This window comes from Jatrophihabitans sp. (genome assembly GCF_036389215.1).
Lineage (GTDB): Bacteria > Actinomycetota > Actinomycetes > Mycobacteriales > Jatrophihabitantaceae > Jatrophihabitans_A.
The window spans coordinates 1-15,621 of the sequence record NZ_DASVQG010000132.1 but is presented as its reverse complement, the minus strand read 5'-3'; the positions used below and the strand labels follow the sequence as shown (position 1 = coordinate 15,621).

The following is a 15,621-nucleotide window of genomic DNA, read 5'->3' as shown; positions in this document are numbered from 1 at the left end:
GGTGAAGATCAGCCTGCATGGTCCTGATCCGCGACCGGGTCTAGGACCGCCTGGATTCAAGATCGCTATTGACCTCCAAGCCCAGAGGAAGGCTGCCGCCGCAGGTGGAGTCGTGGCGGGACTCGACAGCATGCGCCCAGCCTGGTTCACGGGTCGCGCTACGGAGAACGGCGCGGTCCACGCCATAACCTTCCGTTCTACCTGGGACCTCTTTCAGCCAGGGGTTCCGTCCGCACCTAACCCAGGCGAAATTAAGCCGAAAACCCGTGGGCTCATAGTCCCGCCGCCGCCGATCCTCGCGGCCGCAGATGTCGAAATTTATGTGTCTTCGGGGCATCCGTACTGGCGAAACGAACAACAAGCGCGTGAAGACAACGCATGTCTTGGACCCATTCGCAACCAGGCTGATCAATACCTCACCGGAGTTTCCGCTCGCCGTTCCAGCTTGATGAAGCCGACTCCAAAAGTTAGCCCTAGCGCCTGCACCATCCTCAAACGCCGATCGTGTTCGCGGCGTGGGCACGGCCATCGATGATGAGGGCGTCCTCTGGGTTGTTGAGCAGTTCATGTCAAGGACAGCACTCGTGTCCGCGTCGCGCATGAATGTCGCATGAGCGAAACCCTGCCGCTCCGTGAGGCTCTTGCAGGACCGCATTGCAGCAGCACCCCGCAGCGGCTTGCAACTACACGTTCAGTCTGCGGAGCGCCTCCGCCAGGTCTGTACTGGGCGGAAGCTCGCGGAGTTCTTGGATCATCTGTGCCAGACTCGTTTTGTTCGCCCGGGCCGCGCTGACGAGGTCGTCTGCGGTTACCTGATCAGCTGCCCCGCCCAGCTCCAGCAGGTGCTCTAGTACCAGCCCACCCCCTGCCCCTGGAAGGCCGAACCGTGCTGCGAAGGGTCCCAGCTGGGGAACAAGCTGCTCAAGGTCGACCGAACGTGAGGCGACTGCCCCCGCGAGCACTCGCGAAACGTGCTCGCCGTCGTGGCGATCCACGAGCAGATCGACGACGACACGCTCGGGTGTCGTCACTGGGAGCCCGGCGACGGTCATCACCTCGCCTGTAGTCAGTACTGCCCGGTGCAGCCGCACGTCTGATCGACGGGTCTGCTTACGCATGGGAAGTGTGAATTCGTGCCGATCAGCGTCCAGATCACCCAGTTGATGCAATCGAGCCGCTGAAGCGTGCGAGACGACGGCTCCGTCGGTCCGGTTACGCAGACGGTCCGCAGCCATCCGCTCGGGGTCGAGTCCCAGCCATGCCGCGCGAAGTTCCAGGTGCTCCATGCTTGCGGCACCCCGCAGGACGTAGACACCATGAGCCAGCCGAACCAGTACCTCACCTTCTGCCAGCCTAGCCAACTGCACACGCGACACTCCTCTCGCGCGGGCCTGTGCAGCGGTGAGAAGCCCCCACTGGCCCTCGGCCAGGTCAATAACGGCGCGCTCATGCGTCGAACGAGGCATACTGCAATAGTAACGCTCAAAGTGCAACTATTGAAGGCTTCGTGGCGCCCAGGCTCCAATAGTTGCACAACGGAAGTAACTATCGGAGAACTGGCGAAGGATCGGATCGCTCTTGTGGTCGAGCTATCGGTTGCCCTAGGGTAACCGTTGCCCATGAGTAACCAATCAACGGCTGAAGCCGCTCTCGATGCGCTCGGCGACCCGATGCGCCGCCGGATGCTGGAGCTGTTGCGCTCCGGTCCCCGGCCGGTCGGCGAGCTGGCGGCAGACCTGCCGATCGGCCGGCCGGCGGTCAGCAAGCACCTGCGGGTGCTCGAAGGCGCGGGCCTGGTCCGGCACCGCAGCGAGGGCACCCGCAACCTGTACGCCCTCGCGCCCGAGGGCCTGACCGGCGTCCAGCAGTGGCTGGTCGGTGTCTGGGACACCGCACTGGCCGCCTTCGCCCAGTACGTCGATGCGCAGCAGCACGTCGATGGGCAGCCCGCCAGTGCGCAGCCCGCCGATGCCGAGCAGCGCTCCACTCAGGAAGCAGAGGAGGTAGACCGATGACCGAACCGGCACCGGTCCGTCGTGAGGTCGTGGTCGCCGCACCGCCGGCCACCGCGTTCGCCCTGTTCACCGCCCACGTCGGGTCGTGGTGGCCGCTCGCCGAGTTCAGCGTCTTCGGGCCCGACGCGACGGTGGCCTTCGAGGGCACTGAGCTGGTCGAGCGGCTGGGCGAGCAACGCTCGGTCTGGGCGGAGGTGATCGACCTCGATCCGCCGAACAGCCTCGAACTGAGCTGGCATCCCGGCCGGGACGCGACTGCCGCCACCGAGCTGACGGTGCGCTTCCACGATCTCGACGGGTCGACGAAGTTGAGCTTGGAGCACCGCGGCTGGCATCGGCTCGCCGATCCGCAGGGCACCCATAACGAGTACGAGCAGGGCTGGCCGGTGGTGCTCGGGCACTACGAGCGGTTGCTGGGCCCGGTGCCGCAGGCCGGGCCGGAGCCGGCAGCGACCGACTGGTACGTGCTGCTGCACCAGCCAGGTCCGGCGCTGACGGACGGCCAGTCGGTGTTCGAGCACCCGGACTTCGCCGAGCACGTGGCGTTCCTGAAGCGGCTGGCCCAGTACGGCCTGCTGGTCGCGGCTGGTCCGCTTCCCGCCCAACCGGGTACCGGAATGACGGTGGTACGGGCCGACCCCAACCTGGACGTCCAGCGGCTGGCCACCGAGGACGACCTCAGCGTGGTGCGCGGCCTGCTCGGCGTCCAGGTCGCGCCGTGGCTCGTGCAGTTCACCGGCGACTGAGCCGACCACCGTCAGCGCTAACCTGGGTGACGCCCGGGTCGGCGACCTGACCGCCCTACCGACGCGGGGAAGTCCCATCGGCCTCGACGCAGGAGTTCGCAGATGCCCATCGCGACCACCAACCCCGCCACCGGCGAGGTGCTCACCACCTTCGAGGCGTTGACCGACGCCGAGATCGACACCCGGCTGGAAGCGGCCGCCCAGGGCTTTCAGACCCTGCGCCGGACGAGCTTCGCCGACCGGGCCGGCTGGATGCGGGCCGCCGCGGACATCCTGGACACCGAGCAGGACCAGATCGCGGCCATGATGACCACCGAGATGGGCAAGACGCTGGCCTCGGCCAAGGCAGAGGTCGCCAAGTGCGCCAAGGCCTGCCGGTTCTACGCCGAGCACGCCGAGGGCTTCCTGGCCAGCGAACCGGTCGAGGCCGGCAAGGTGAACGCCACCCAGGCCTACGTCCGGTACCAGCCGCTCGGCCCGGTGCTGGCGATCATGCCGTGGAACTTCCCGCTCTGGCAGGCGATGCGGTTCGCCGCCCCGGCGCTGATGGCCGGCAACGTCGGCCTGCTCAAGCACGCCTCGAACGTGCCGCAGACCGCGTTGTTCATGCAGGACCTGTTCACCCGGGCGGGCTTTCCGCAGGGTTCCTTCCAGACGTTGCTGATCGGTTCCAGCCAGGTCGAGGCGATCCTCGGCGATGACCGGGTGGCGGCGGCGACCCTGACCGGCAGCGAGGCGGCCGGCCGTTCGGTGGCCGAGACCGCCGGGCGCAACCTGAAGAAGACCGTCCTGGAACTCGGCGGCAGCGACCCGTTCGTGGTGATGCCCTCGGCCGACATCGCCAAGGCCGCCAAGGTCGCCACCACCGCGCGCTGCCAGAACAACGGGCAGTCCTGCATCGCGGCCAAGCGGTTCATCGTGCACGCCGACGTCTATGACGCCTTCGCCGCCGCGTTCGTGGAGAACATGACCGCCCTGGCGGTGGGCGACCCGATGGACGAGGGCACCGACATCGGCCCGCTGGCCACCGAGCAGGGCCGCGACGACGTGGCCGGCCAGGTGCGCGACGCCGTCGACAAGGGCGCCAAGGTGCTGTGCGGCGGCGAGCCCATCGACAAGGCCGGCTGGTGGTACCCGCCGACCGTGGTCGCCGAGCTCAGCCCGGAGATGGAGATGTACGCCCAGGAGGTCTTCGGGCCGGTGGCCGGGCTCTACCGGGTGCAGTCCTACGCCGAGGCCGTCGAGATCGCCAACAGCACCCACTTCGGGCTGGGCTCCAACGCCTGGACGACCGATCCGGACGAGCAGGAGGCCTTCGCCCGCGACCTGGAGGCCGGTGCGGTGTTCATCAACGGCATGACCACCTCGTACAACGAATTGCCCTTCGGCGGCATCAAGTACTCGGGGTACGGCCGGGAACTGTCGGTGCAGGGCATCCGGGAGTTCTGCAATGCCAAGGCGGTCTGGGTGGGCGACACCGAGCCCGGACGGGCCGGCTCGCACAGCGAGTAGCCCGCCGGGACGTCGGCCCGTGGCAGCGTGCTCGGATCGTCCTTGGCCTGGCGGCAGCGTGCTCGGATCGTCCTTGGCCTGGCGGCAGCGTGTGCTCCGATCGTTGGCCGGGCAGCCGAGCGCCGCTCGGCGAGTCGGCCTGCTCCGCGGCCAACGATCAGCGTCAGCTGAGGGCCGTCGCGCTCCAACCGCGGTAGGCCTCAACCTCGATCCGCAGCACCGGGCCGTCCGGACGATCGGCCCGGTACTGCGGGTACTTCGCGGCCAGCGCGTCGACGGCCCGGCTGGCCTCGGCCGGGTCCGATACCTGCCCACCACGGCCGTCCAGTCGCACCCACCACAGCTGGGACCAGTCCTCGTCGTAGCGGTCGACCAGCAGGCAGGCGCGGCCGGTGGCGCGCAGGTTGGCGGTGCGGCGCAGCTCGGGGCCGCGCTTGGGCTTATGGTCGACCGCGAGGTACACCCGGTCACCGCCCGCACCATCGCGGTCGAGACCCTCGCCGCGCTCACCGTCCAGCACGAAGCACACCGGCACCAGGTGCGGCACTCCGCCGGCGTCCACGGTGGCCAGCCGGGCAACCCGGGCGGCCTCGACCAGCCGGCGCATGGTTCCGGCGTTCAGGCTGGGCATCGCAGGCTCCTCACCGTCTCACCGTCTCACCGTCTCACCGTCTCACCGCGGGTCGGGGTAGCAGTCGATCTCGGTGGCCTTGGCGCTCAGCCACACCGGCGAGCCGGCGGCCAGATCCAGCTCGGCAACCGCGTCCGGGGTGATGTCGACCAGGGCCGGCGGGCTGCCGCCGACCTGCACCCGGACCCGGTCGGTGAGCAGCTCGACCCCGGTGACGGTTCCCGGCCAGACGTTGCGAGGGCTGGCATGCCGCGGCTGCTCGGTGTGCAGCGAGATGGCGCTGGGGCGCACCGCCACCAGCACCCGGCCGGTGCCCGGCGGCTCATCGCCGCCGGCGGCATGCAGCACACCGCCGCCGTCCAGCGCGACCGCTCCGTCCGAACCACGGCTACCTCGATACAGGTTGAGGCCCATCAGCCGCGCGACGTACTGGCTGGCCGGCCGGCGCGCGACCTCGGCGGGGCTGCCCTGCTGCACCACCCGGCCGTCCTCGATCACCAGCAACCGGTCGGTGAGCACCATCGCCTCCAGCGGATCGTGGGTGACCACCAGGCTCGGGCCGCCGAACGCGCTCAGGTGCCGGCGCAGCTCCCCCCGCACCTCGAGCCTGGTACGCGCATCCAGGGCGGCCAGCGGCTCGTCGAGCAGCAGCAGCCCCGGATCGGCCGCCAGTGCCCGGGCCAGCGCGACCCGCTGCGCCTGGCCGCCGGACAGCTGCGCGGGCTTGCGGGCGGCGAACTCGGCCAGCCCGAGCCGGTCCAGCCAGCCGTCTGCCCGCTGCCGGGCCGGTTGCCGGTGAGCGCCACGGGCCCGGGCGGCGAAGGCCACGTTGTCACGGACCGACAGGTGCGGGAACAGCCGGTAGTTCTGGAACACCAGCCCGACCGGGCGCCGCTCGGCCGGCACGAACAGCTGCCGGCCGGGATCGTCCAAGGTGACGCCGGCCAGCTCGATCCGGCCGCGCGACAGCGCGCCTAGCCCGGCCAGGGTCCGCAGCAGCGTGGTCTTGCCGGCCCCGTTCGGGCCCAGCACGCCGAGCACCTCACCGGCGGCCACCGAGAAGTCCAGCGCCAGCCCGAAGCCGCCGCGCCGGACCTCGCCCGCCACCCGCAGCCCGGTCACGCCGGCTCCCGCGAGCAGCGTCGTGACGTCCGGCGCCGGCTCACGAGGTTCCCGGCCGTGTGCCGGCTCACGAGGTTCCCGCCGTCCGCAGCCAGCGGTCACGCAGCAGCGCCAGCACCGCCACGGCCACCAGCAGCAGCACCAGGCTGAGCGCGATCGCCGCCTCCGGATCGGTCTGCAGCGTGTTGTAGACAAACAGCGGCATGGTCTGGGTGGTGCCGGGGTAGTTGCCGGCGAAGGTGATGGTGGCACCGAACTCCCCCAGCGCGCGGGCCCAGCACAGCACCGCGCCGGCCAGCAGCGACGGTGCCACCAGCGGCAGCGTGATCCGGGCGAAGACCGTCAGCCGGCCGGCACCGAGAGTGGTGGCGGCCTCCTCCAGCTCCCGGTCGGCTGAGCGCAGCGCCCCCTCGACGGTGACCACCAGGAACGGCATCGCCACGAAGGTCTCGGCCACCACGACGCCGGCCGTGCTGAACGGCAAGCTCACGCCGAACCAGGAATCCAGGTAGCGCCCCAGGATGCCGTTGCGGCCGAAGGCCAGCAGCAGCGCCAGCCCTCCGACCACCGGCGGCAGCACCAGCGGCACCGTGACCAGCGCCCGCAGCACCGCCAGCCCGGGAAACCTCGCCCGGGCCAGCACCCAGGCCAGCGGAACCCCCAGCGCGATCGAGATGACGGTGGCCGCCGTGGCACATTCCAGCGACAGCCGCAGCGCGGTCAGCACCACCGGGTCCGACAGCAGGCCGGCCAGCCCGTGCCACGGCGCCCGCACCAGCAACGCCAGCAGCGGAACCAGCAGGAAGCAGAACCCGATCGCCGCGGGCGCCGCCAGCACCGGCGGCACCCCGCGGCCCGTCACCAGCCGGTCCGGATCGGGCCGCTGACCCGGCGCGGCAGCTACCTCGGACGCGCCGGTCACGGCGGCTGGAAACCGGCCGCGGCCAGCACCCGCTGTCCGGCGGCCGATAGGACGTAGGCCGTGAACGCCTGCGCAGCGCTCCGATTACGGGCCTCGCGCAGCACGCCGATCGGGTAGACCGTCCGGACGTTGACCGCGGCCGGGATCGCGATGCCCCGCACCGCGGAGCCCGCCGATCGGACGTCGGTCACGTACACCAGGCCGGCGTCGACCTCACCGGTGCGGACCTTGGTCAGGGTGGCCTTCACGTCGGACTCCAGGGTGACCGGCGTGAGCCGGACGCCGGCGTTGCCCAGCACCGCGACCCCGGCGGCGCCGCACGGAACCTGGGCCTGGCACAGGGCAACCTTCACCCCTGGCCGGGCCAGGTCGGCGAGCCCGCCGATCCGGGCCGGGTTGGCCGGCGGCACCGCGATCTGCAGGACGTTGCCGGCGAAGTCGCTCGGGGCGGTCACCGCACCGGTCCGCACGAGTTGATCCATGTTGGCGGTGGCCGCAGCGGCGAAGACGTCCGCCGGGGCGCCCTGGCTGATCTGCAGCGCCAGGGCGGAGCTGGCACCGACGTTCAGAATGATCTTCACTCCCGGGTGCTCGGCCTCGAACCGGCGGGCCAGCGTGCCGAAGGTCTCGGTGAGCGAGGCGGCCGCGAACACGGTGACCGTGCCGCTGAGCCGGCTGCCGGCCGACCCGCCGCCCGCCGGCGCCGCCTCGGGTGCCGATCCGCAGCCGGCAGCCAGGGCCAGCACGGCTACCGCCGCGGTGAGGCACCAGCCGCGCCGCCACGACCGGTCAGGCATCGACCGGTCAGGCATCGCCCGGTCAGGCATCGGCCGCTCTGGCATCGCCCGCTCTGGCATCGCCCGATCAGACATCACCTGATCAGGCACCGGCCGGAACCTCGATGACGACGTTGGTTGCCTTCACCGAGGCGACCGCCAGGGTTCCCGGTTCCAGGCCGAGCTCGTCGGCGGCCTCCCGGCTCATCAGCGAGACGATCCGGAACGGCCCGGCCTGCAATTCCACCTGCGCCATCACGGTGTCGCGCACCACCCGGGTGACCAGCCCGACCAGCCGGTTGCGTGCCGACTCGCTGGCCATCGGCCGGACCGCCGGCCGCTCGGCGGAGGCGGCCAGCTCGATGGCGAACCGGGCGAGGTCGGCGCCCTCGATCGCCAGCCGGCCACCTTCGGTGGTGGTGGGCAGCCGGCCGGCCTCGGCCCAGCGCCGCACCGTGTCGTCACTGACCCCGAGCAACTCGGCGGCTTCCCGGATCCGGAACGTGGGCATACTGCAACTCTAACCGCAGATCCAGCCGATCGACTCGGTCCTTGCCGCAGATACTGCCCGCTGCTCGATAAACACCCGCTCACGCGGTAGAAGACCTACCGCTGCCGCTGACCGGACCGGCGGAGGAAGGTCTCGCCGCCCTCGGATGGAACCTGGCCGGACCGCAGCGCGCTGTCCAGGGAGGTCACCAGGGCGCCGACGAATGATCGATCGTTCGGGAAGACCCGGTTGACGAGGTAGACGAGTCCACCGTGGCTGCGTCCCCGGCTGCGCCAGGACGCGTGGATCGAGGCGAAGTCACGCACGTTCGGCGTCACGAGGCAGCGCCCGAGCGAGGTGGCGTAGGTGAGCAGCTCTTCATCCGGCGTACCCGCCAGAGCGGGGTCCTCGACCACGGCGATCACGTCGTGCCCTCTGCTGCGAAGTTGCGCGGCGATGTCACCGCTGAGCATCTCGTCGAGCAACAACCGCTGCCCACCGGTCACTGGGCGAGCAGCTGCTGGCGTCGCTCCCAGGCCTGCAGCTGCTGCTCTTCGAACACCTCCACCTCGGCAATCCAGGTATCGATCTCGTCCGGGTAGGCCGCCCAGTAGCGAATGGCAATGTCGACCAGGCGGGCGGGTACTCCGGTGCCGGCTGCCACCAGCGAGACGATCTCCTCCGCGCCCAGGCCAGGCTCCGACCCGCGCGCTGACCTGACGGCCCGGATCACCTCACGCACATCCGGGCCGCCGATCAGGACCGCGCGCCGGCCGGTCGGGCCGTCGCGGAAGATCACTCCCGGGTGATCTTCCATGCGCAGCGCCTCATCGACGAACCGGTTCGCAGCTGATGACCCGGACCAGCCGGGGTGACTGGCGACATAGGAGGCCAGCCGGTCGCTGACCCGCTGATCGAACCGGATCGACCGAGGGGTGCCACTACTCATGACTACAGTGTAGTCACCCGGTAGCTCGACCTGGCTTCTCGATGCTGGCTAGCTGAGCAGGTGGACCGGCAGCTCGTCGCCCGCCTCGACCCGGCGGCCGTCCTCGACCACGGCGAGTCCGCCGGCGGCGGCCGAGGCCGACAGCTGATGCGAGTCCTGGCCCGCCACCGGCTGGACGTGCAGCCGGCCGTCCGGGCCGAACCGGCAGCCGACCCGCAGGAACGCGGTGCGCCCGTCGCCGTGCGGGCGCGGCAGCGGCGCGTCGGCGATGCCCAGGACGGTGGTGCCGTACGGATCGTCGTGGCCCATCATGTGGCGCAGCGCGGGCCGGGCCAGCAGCTCGAAGCTGACCAGCGCCGAGACCGGGTTCCCCGGCAGGCCGAGCACCGGCACCGGAAAGGCTGGCCCGGGCAGCACCCCGAAGGCGAAGGGTTTGGCCGGCCGGATCGCGACCTGCAGCCAGTTCAGGCCACCGAAGCGGTCCAGCACCGCGCGGACCGGGTCCGAGTCCCCCATCGACACACCACCGGAGGTCAGCACCGCGTCGCAGCCTGCCACCGCCGAGTCGAGCCGCTCCCGCAAGGCGGCCACGTCGTCGCCGGCCACCCCCAGGTCCACCGGCCGGCAGTTGGCCCGCACCAGCAGCGCCAGCAGCATCGCCCGGTTGGACTCGTGAATCTGGCCCGGACGCAGCTGGCCGCCGTCGCTCACCAGCTCGTCGCCGGTCACCAGCACGCCGACCCGCAGCCGCCGGTAGCCGCTGACCTGCCGGGCACCGACGCTGGCCAGCACCCCCAGATGGGCCGGCCGCAGCACCGTGGCGGCAGCGAGCACCCGGTCACCGGCTCGGACGTCACTGCCGGCCCGCCGGATGCCGGCGCCGGGCCGGACCTCGCTGAGCACCTCGACCCGATCCCCGGCCGCGCCGAGCTGCTCGGTCCGGGTGGCCGAGGTCCGCTCCACCATCACCACCGCGTCGGCGCCCTCGGGCACCGGGGCGCCGGTCATCACCTTCCAGGCCTGCCCGGGGCCGACCGGGCGGCCGGCCACCGACCCGGCCAGCACCGAGCCGAGCACCTCCAGCCGTACCGGGCTGTCCTCGGCGGCACCGGCGAGGTCGGCGGTGCGCACCGCGTAGCCGTCCACGCTGCTGTTGTCGAACGGCGGCACGTTCGCCGGCGCGAACACGTCCGCAGCCAGCACGCAGCCGTCGGCCCCGGCCGAATCGAGCTGAACCGGTTCGATCCGTGGGCAGGCCGCCAGCAGCACCCGGCGGGCCTCGGCCAAGTCGATCACCGCGCCACCTTACGACGGCGCGCCGGCCCTGCCGCCATCCCGGCTGCCACTCGGACAATCTCCTCAGATTGCCCGTTACCAGTCAAGTGTCGCCTCGTTGAATACGTTGCGTAACCATTGCCTACCCGGTTGGAGTGTCATGACCCTCGTGGTCCAGCAACTCTCGGTGCCGCCGGTACCGGGCCGCGCTGTGGGCCGCCACCACGCCGCACCGCCCGCGATGTCGCCGTGGGCGTATCCCGGCCCGGCGATCAGCAGCATCGGCCCCTGCCGCGAGTGCTACGCACCGTAACAACGATGCGGCACCTGCAGGGTGCGGTCGGCACCGGTATCCCTTGCCCTGCCCGGACGCGTCGCGCTGGGCGCGCTGCGCGGTGACCCGGCGCTCTGCCTGGTCCGGCGGCCCGTTACCGCCTGACCATCCCGGCCGGTCAGCCCCGCGTCACCCGCGACGGGCAGGCCGGCACCCGGGCCGGTCGCAGGTCCCCCCGCCTGCGGCCGGTGCCGGCATACCCCCGGCCGGCGCGGGGCACAGGGTCGTGGAGTAGGTATGGAACTCATGCAGACCCGCGAACTGGCCAAGCTCGGACGTCCGGTGTCGGTGATCGGGCTCGGCACCTGGCAGCTCGGTGCCGACTGGGGCAGCGTCGATGACGACCAGGCCCAGGCCGTGCTGGCAGCGGCGCTGGACTCGGGCGTCACGTTCCTCGACACCGCCGACGTCTACGGCGACGGCCGCAGCGAGCAGACGATCCGTGCCTTCGGCAGGGCCCATCCGGAGCCGGAGCGGACCGTCGCGACCAAGATGGGCCGCCGGGTAGAGCAGGTGCCCGGCGCCTACACGCTGGAGAACTTCCGGGCCTGGACCGACCGGTCCCGGGCCAACCTGGGCGTGGACGTGCTCGACCTGGTGCAACTGCACTGCCCGCCGACCGAGGTCTACTCCGACGACGCGGTGTTCGACGCCCTGGACACCCTGGTCTCCGAGCAGCGGATCCTGGGCTACGGGGTCAGCGTCGAGACCTGCGCCGAGGCCCTGACCGCCATCGCGCGGCCCGGCGTGGCGAGCGTGCAGATCATCCTCAACGCCTTCCGGCAGAAACCGCTGGACGAGGTGTTGCCGGCGGCGGCCGCGGCCGGCGTGGGCATCATCGCCCGGGTGCCGCTGGCCTCCGGGCTGCTGTCGGGCAAGTACCGGCACGACACCGTCTTCGCCGCCGACGACCATCGCTCCTACAACCGGACGGGTGCCGCCTTCGATGTCGGCGAGACGTTCGCCGGGGTGGATTTCGACTCCGGCGTGGACGCGGCCGTCGAGTTCGCCCGCCTGGTGGGCGAGCTGGTCGGCGAGCAGGTCTCACCGGCCGCCGCCGCGCTGCGCTGGGTGATCGACCAGCCGGGCGTCACGACGGTGATCCCGGGCGCCCGCACGCCGGCCCAGGCCCGTGCCAACGCCGAGGCAGCCGCGCTGCCGGAGCTGTCGGCCGAGACGGTGGCCGCCATCCGGTCGCTCTATGACCGGGTGATCCGGCCGCAGGTCCACCATCGCTGGTGAGACACCGTGAGCCACGCCACGGTGAGCCACGCCACGGTGAGCCACGCCAGGTCGGGCATGCCGGACGAGCGTGTCCAGGGGCGCCGTCGGGCATGCTGAGCGCATGTCGTTCCCGCAGCCGCCGGTAGCACCGGGTGCAGCCGGCCCGGACGAGCCGGCGGGGCCGGCGGACCCAGCCGACCCGGACGGGCCGGCGGACCCGGACGAGCCTCGACGCACCCGGTTGGAGCCGAGCGAACCGCTGGTCGCTGCCGAGCCGTTGCTCGCCGGTGAACCGCAGATCGTGGGCGAGCCGCAGCTTGACGCCGGTCCACAAGCAGCCGAGGACCAGCCGTCCCGGTCGCTGATCCGGCGCGGCCCGCTGCACGGCCTGCCCGTCGAGGTCGCCGTGCTGTCGGCGGTCGCGTTCTTCGTGGCCGCCGGGTTCGGCATCGTCGCCCCGGCGATCCCGCTCTTCGCCCGCAGCTTCGGTGTCTCGCGCACCGCGGCCGGCGCGGTGATCAGCGCCTTCGCGCTGATGCGGTTGCTGTCGGCGCTGGGCTGCGGCCGGCTGGTGAACCGGATCGGCGAGCGGCTGGTCCTGGGTGCCGGCATCGCGATCGTGGCGGTGAGCAGCGCGCTGGCAGGCCTGGCGGCCAACTACCCCCAGCTGCTGACGCTGCGCGGGATCGGCGGCATCGGTTCGGCGATGTTCACGGTGTCGGCCAACTCGCTGCTGCTCGGGGTCACCTCCTCGCAACAGCGCGGCCGGTCGATCGGAGCTTTCAGCGGCGGCTTCCTGCTCGGCGGCATCGCCGGCCCGGGCCTGGGCGGCCTGGTCACCGGCTGGTCGCTGCGGGCGCCGTTCTTCCTGTACGCCGGCACCCTGGCCGCGGCCGGCGGGGTGGGCCTGGCGCTGCTGCCGCGGCGGACGGACCGGCACGGCGCAGTCGTCGCGCGGGCCGCCCAGTCGCTGCTGACCATCCCGCAGGCAATCCGGCTGCCGGCCTTCCGGGCCGCGGCGGGAGTCAACCTGGCCGACAACTGGGCCGCGGTCGGGGTGCGGTCGGCGCTGGTGCCGCTGCTGGTGGTGGAGGTGCTGCACCGGTCCCCTCTCTGGACCGGCATCGGGCTGACCGTGTTCACCCTCGGCAACATCGTCACCCTGCTGCTGGGCGGCCGGCTGGCCGACCGCCGGGGCCGCCGGCCGCTGCTGCTGGCCGGCTGTCTGGGCAGCGCCGCCGGGACCACCCTGCTGGTACTGCCGCACTCGCTGCCGCTGTTCCTGGCCGCGATGGCGGTCTTCGGCCTGGGCAGCGGCCTGCTCGACGTCGCGCCCGGCGCGATGCTCGGCGACGTGGCCGGCGGCCGGGGCGGCACGGTGGTCGCGGCGTATCAGATGGCCGGTGACGTCGGCAGCCTCACCGGGCCGGTGCTGGCCGGTGCGCTGGCCGACAGCGCCGGCTTCAGCACCGCCTTCGCCCTCACTACCGCGGTGCTGCTGGCCGCTGCCGTGCTGGCCTTCCGGGCACCGGAAACCCTGCGCCGGGCGTGACGGGCAGGCGCACCGCATGGCGGAGCCGGACCCGACGGCGGAGCCACCTCTGACGGCGGAGCCGGACCGCTAGTCCTGCGCGAGGTGGGCCACGGTGGCCCGGGCACCTTGCGAACGCAGCATGCTGAGCGCGTCCAGGTAGGCCGTGCGAAACGCCTCGCTGTCGACCAGGTCGCCGAACAGCTCACGGTCGGCCACGAACGCCAGCGGATCGGCGCCCTGCCGCCGGGCGTTGGCCCGCAGCCGGTCAGCGAGGGAGTCCTGCACCTCGATCGGCCGGCCCAGCTCGTCCACCCCCTCGCAGTAGCGCGCCCAGCCGGCCAGCACCGCCGCCGACCGGCGCACGTCCCGGCCGGCGGCCAGGTTCTCGGTGATCACCGGCAGCAGGAACTTCGGGATGCGGTCCGAGCCGTCGGTGGCCAGCCGGGCGAGGGTGTCACTGACGTTGGCGTTGGAGAACCGGACGAGCAGGTTCTGCTGGTACTCCTCGAGGTCGACGCCGGGCACCGGTTCCAGGGTCGGCACCGCTTCAGCCAGGTAGCCGCGCAGGAAGCCCGCGAACGCCGGATCCTGGGTGGCCTCGTGCACCATCCGGTGACCGGCCAGGGAGCCGAGGTAGGCCAGCGCCTGGTGGCCGGCATTGAGCAGCCGCAACTTCATCAGCTCGTACGGCCGGACGCCCGGCACCAGGGTGACTCCGGCGTTCTCCAGCGGCGGCCGGCCACTGACAGGATCCCCGAAGTCGTCTTCGAGCATCCACTGGCTGAACGGCTCGCAGTGCACCGGCCAGTCGTCGGACACGCCGTAGCGGCTGAGGAAGTCCTGCCGGTCGGCGTCGGTGGTGGCCGGCGTGATCCGGTCGACCATCGAGTCGGGGAACCGGACCGTGGCCCGGATCCAGTCGCCGAGCTCGGGATCCTTCAGGGTGGCGAACGCGCTGAGGCTCTCGCGCGCCGCGTCGCCGTTACCTTCGATGTTGTCGCAGGAGACGACGGTGAACCCGCCGAGGCCGCGAGCCCGCCGCAGCCGCAGTCCCTCGGTGAGGTAGCCGAACCATGTGGTCGGGGTGACCCCGTCGGTCAGATCCTTCAGCACCTCGAGGTTGGTGTCGTCGAAACGGCCGGTTCCCGGGCGCAGGTTGTAGCCGCCCTCGGTGACGGTCAGCGAGACGATCCGGGTGCGCCGCTCGGCCAGCGCCTCGATCACCGTCACCGGGTCATCCGGCGCATACAGGTACTTCACGATCGAGCCGATCACCCGCGAGCTCAGCGTGCCGTCCGGATGCTTCACCACCAGCGTGTAGAGGCCGTCCTGGGCGTGCATCACCTGCTGCATGCGCCGGTCACCGGGCAGCAGCCCGACGCCGCAGATCCCCCAGTCCATCGCCTGGCCGTCGTTCATCAGCCGGTCCAGGTACATCGCCTGGTGCGCCCGATGGAAACCACCCACCCCGAGGTGGACGATGCCGACCCGCACCTTGTCGCGGTCGTACGCCGGCCGGGCGATGGCCGCCGGCAACCGGTCCAGGGTCCCGGCGTTGAGCCGCATCACCGGAAACCCGCGATCGAGTGCGGGCGGTACCCGCTCTCCAGCGGCTCGACCTCGGCGTCGCTGAGTTCGACGTCCACGGCGGCGACGGCGTCCTGGAGATGCTCGAGCTTCGTGGCCCCGACGATCGGCGCGCTCACCACCGGCTGCCGCAGCACCCAGGCCAGCGCGATCTGGGCCCGCGAGATCCCACGCTGCCCGGCCAGCTCGGCCACCCGCTCGACGATCAGCCGGTCCTCCTCCAGGTAGAGCGTCTTGCCGAACTCGTCGGTCTCGCTGCGGGCGCTGCCGGCGTTCCAGTCCCGGGTGAGCCGGCCGCGTGCCAGCGGGCTCCACGGGATCGCGCCGACACCGAGGTCGGCGCACAGCGGCAGCATCTCGCGCTCCTCCTCGCGGTACAGCAGGTTGTAGTGGTTCTGCATGCTGACGAATTTGGTCCAGCCGCGGCTCTCGGCGACGTGCTGCATCTGCACGAACTGGGTCGCCCACATGCTGCTCGCGCCGATGTAGCGGACCTTGCCGCTC

At 71.6% G+C, this 15,621-nt stretch carries 16 protein-coding genes; 5 read left to right on the top strand and 11 right to left on the bottom strand.

Going from position 1 to position 15,621, the window contains the following annotated elements; genetic code table 11:
- Positions 1 to 683: 683 nt before the first annotated feature.
- Entirely contained in the window at positions 684 to 1,466 is a 783-nt protein-coding gene (locus tag VF542_RS06115; RefSeq protein ID WP_408650811.1) for a type IV toxin-antitoxin system AbiEi family antitoxin domain-containing protein, read from the bottom strand.
- A gap of 153 nt (positions 1,467 to 1,619) precedes the next feature.
- Here VF542_RS06115 and VF542_RS06110 point away from each other — a divergent pair, with 153 nt between their 5' ends.
- The 3 genes from VF542_RS06110 (at position 1,620) to VF542_RS06100 (ending at position 4,273) form a co-directional block, all read left to right on the top strand.
- Positions 1,620 to 2,015 carry an ArsR/SmtB family transcription factor gene (locus VF542_RS06110; protein ID WP_408650810.1) on the top strand — a complete coding sequence of 132 codons (396 nt, stop codon included), beginning with the start codon at positions 1,620 to 1,622 and terminating at the stop codon, positions 2,013 to 2,015.
- Positions 2,012 to 2,761 (top strand): SRPBCC domain-containing protein, encoded by a 750-nt coding sequence (locus VF542_RS06105; RefSeq protein ID WP_408650809.1) that lies wholly within the window; start codon positions 2,012 to 2,014, stop codon positions 2,759 to 2,761. Before VF542_RS06110 ends, VF542_RS06105 begins: the two co-directional genes overlap by 4 nt.
- A gap of 102 nt (positions 2,762 to 2,863) precedes the next feature.
- Complete coding sequence (locus VF542_RS06100) at positions 2,864 to 4,273, top strand: NADP-dependent succinic semialdehyde dehydrogenase (protein ID WP_408650808.1); 1,410 nt, start codon at positions 2,864 to 2,866, stop codon at positions 4,271 to 4,273.
- 163 nt (positions 4,274 to 4,436) lie between these two features.
- Here the strand turns inward: VF542_RS06100 and VF542_RS06095 are convergent, their stop codons facing one another.
- The 8 genes from VF542_RS06095 to glp form a co-directional block, all read right to left on the bottom strand.
- Positions 4,437 to 4,904 carry a TIGR03668 family PPOX class F420-dependent oxidoreductase gene (locus VF542_RS06095; RefSeq protein ID WP_408650807.1) on the bottom strand — a complete coding sequence of 156 codons (468 nt, stop codon included), beginning with the start codon at positions 4,902 to 4,904 and terminating at the stop codon, positions 4,437 to 4,439.
- Between the two features lie 42 nt (positions 4,905 to 4,946).
- Positions 4,947 to 6,026, bottom strand: a complete 1,080-nt coding sequence (locus VF542_RS06090) for an ABC transporter ATP-binding protein (RefSeq protein WP_408650806.1) — start codon at positions 6,024 to 6,026, stop codon at positions 4,947 to 4,949.
- Between the two features lie 67 nt (positions 6,027 to 6,093).
- The gene (locus tag VF542_RS06085) at positions 6,094 to 6,948 is read right to left on the bottom strand and encodes an ABC transporter permease (RefSeq protein WP_408650805.1); all 855 of its coding nucleotides are present in this window, start codon (positions 6,946 to 6,948) and stop codon (positions 6,094 to 6,096) included.
- Entirely contained in the window at positions 6,945 to 7,835 is an 891-nt protein-coding gene (gene modA / locus VF542_RS06080) for a molybdate ABC transporter substrate-binding protein (protein ID WP_408650804.1), read from the bottom strand. The genes VF542_RS06085 and modA overlap by 4 nt, the downstream gene beginning before the upstream one ends.
- Positions 7,828 to 8,235: a TOBE domain-containing protein gene (locus VF542_RS06075; protein WP_408650803.1), complete on the bottom strand. Its 408-nt coding sequence runs from the start codon at positions 8,233 to 8,235 to the stop codon at positions 7,828 to 7,830. The genes modA and VF542_RS06075 overlap by 8 nt, the downstream gene beginning before the upstream one ends.
- A 95-nt stretch (positions 8,236 to 8,330) precedes the next feature.
- Entirely contained in the window at positions 8,331 to 8,720 is a 390-nt protein-coding gene (locus VF542_RS06070; protein WP_408650802.1) for a DUF5615 family PIN-like protein, read from the bottom strand.
- The gene (locus VF542_RS06065) at positions 8,717 to 9,163 is read right to left on the bottom strand and encodes a hypothetical protein (RefSeq protein ID WP_408650801.1); all 447 of its coding nucleotides are present in this window, start codon (positions 9,161 to 9,163) and stop codon (positions 8,717 to 8,719) included. Before VF542_RS06065 ends, VF542_RS06070 begins: the two co-directional genes overlap by 4 nt.
- Positions 9,164 to 9,211: 48 nt before the next feature.
- Complete coding sequence (glp, locus tag VF542_RS06060; RefSeq protein ID WP_408650800.1) at positions 9,212 to 10,459, bottom strand: gephyrin-like molybdotransferase Glp; 1,248 nt, start codon at positions 10,457 to 10,459, stop codon at positions 9,212 to 9,214.
- 559 nt (positions 10,460 to 11,018) lie between these two features.
- Between glp and VF542_RS06055 the strand changes: the two genes are divergently transcribed.
- Positions 11,019 to 12,014, top strand: coding sequence for an aldo/keto reductase (locus VF542_RS06055; RefSeq protein WP_408650822.1), 996 nt, complete (start codon positions 11,019 to 11,021; stop codon positions 12,012 to 12,014).
- A gap of 103 nt (positions 12,015 to 12,117) precedes the next feature.
- Positions 12,118 to 13,548 carry an MFS transporter gene (locus VF542_RS06050; RefSeq protein ID WP_408650799.1) on the top strand — a complete coding sequence of 477 codons (1,431 nt, stop codon included), beginning with the start codon at positions 12,118 to 12,120 and terminating at the stop codon, positions 13,546 to 13,548.
- Between the two features lie 69 nt (positions 13,549 to 13,617).
- Here the strand turns inward: VF542_RS06050 and VF542_RS06045 are convergent, their stop codons facing one another.
- Together VF542_RS06045 and VF542_RS06040 are read right to left on the bottom strand one after the other, a co-directional pair.
- Positions 13,618 to 15,096, bottom strand: coding sequence for a mannitol dehydrogenase family protein (locus VF542_RS06045; RefSeq protein ID WP_408650798.1), 1,479 nt, complete (start codon positions 15,094 to 15,096; stop codon positions 13,618 to 13,620).
- The coding region (locus tag VF542_RS06040; protein ID WP_408650797.1) for an aldo/keto reductase at positions 15,096 to 15,621 on the bottom strand (526 nt) is incomplete at its 5' end. The genes VF542_RS06045 and VF542_RS06040, both read right to left, overlap by 1 nt.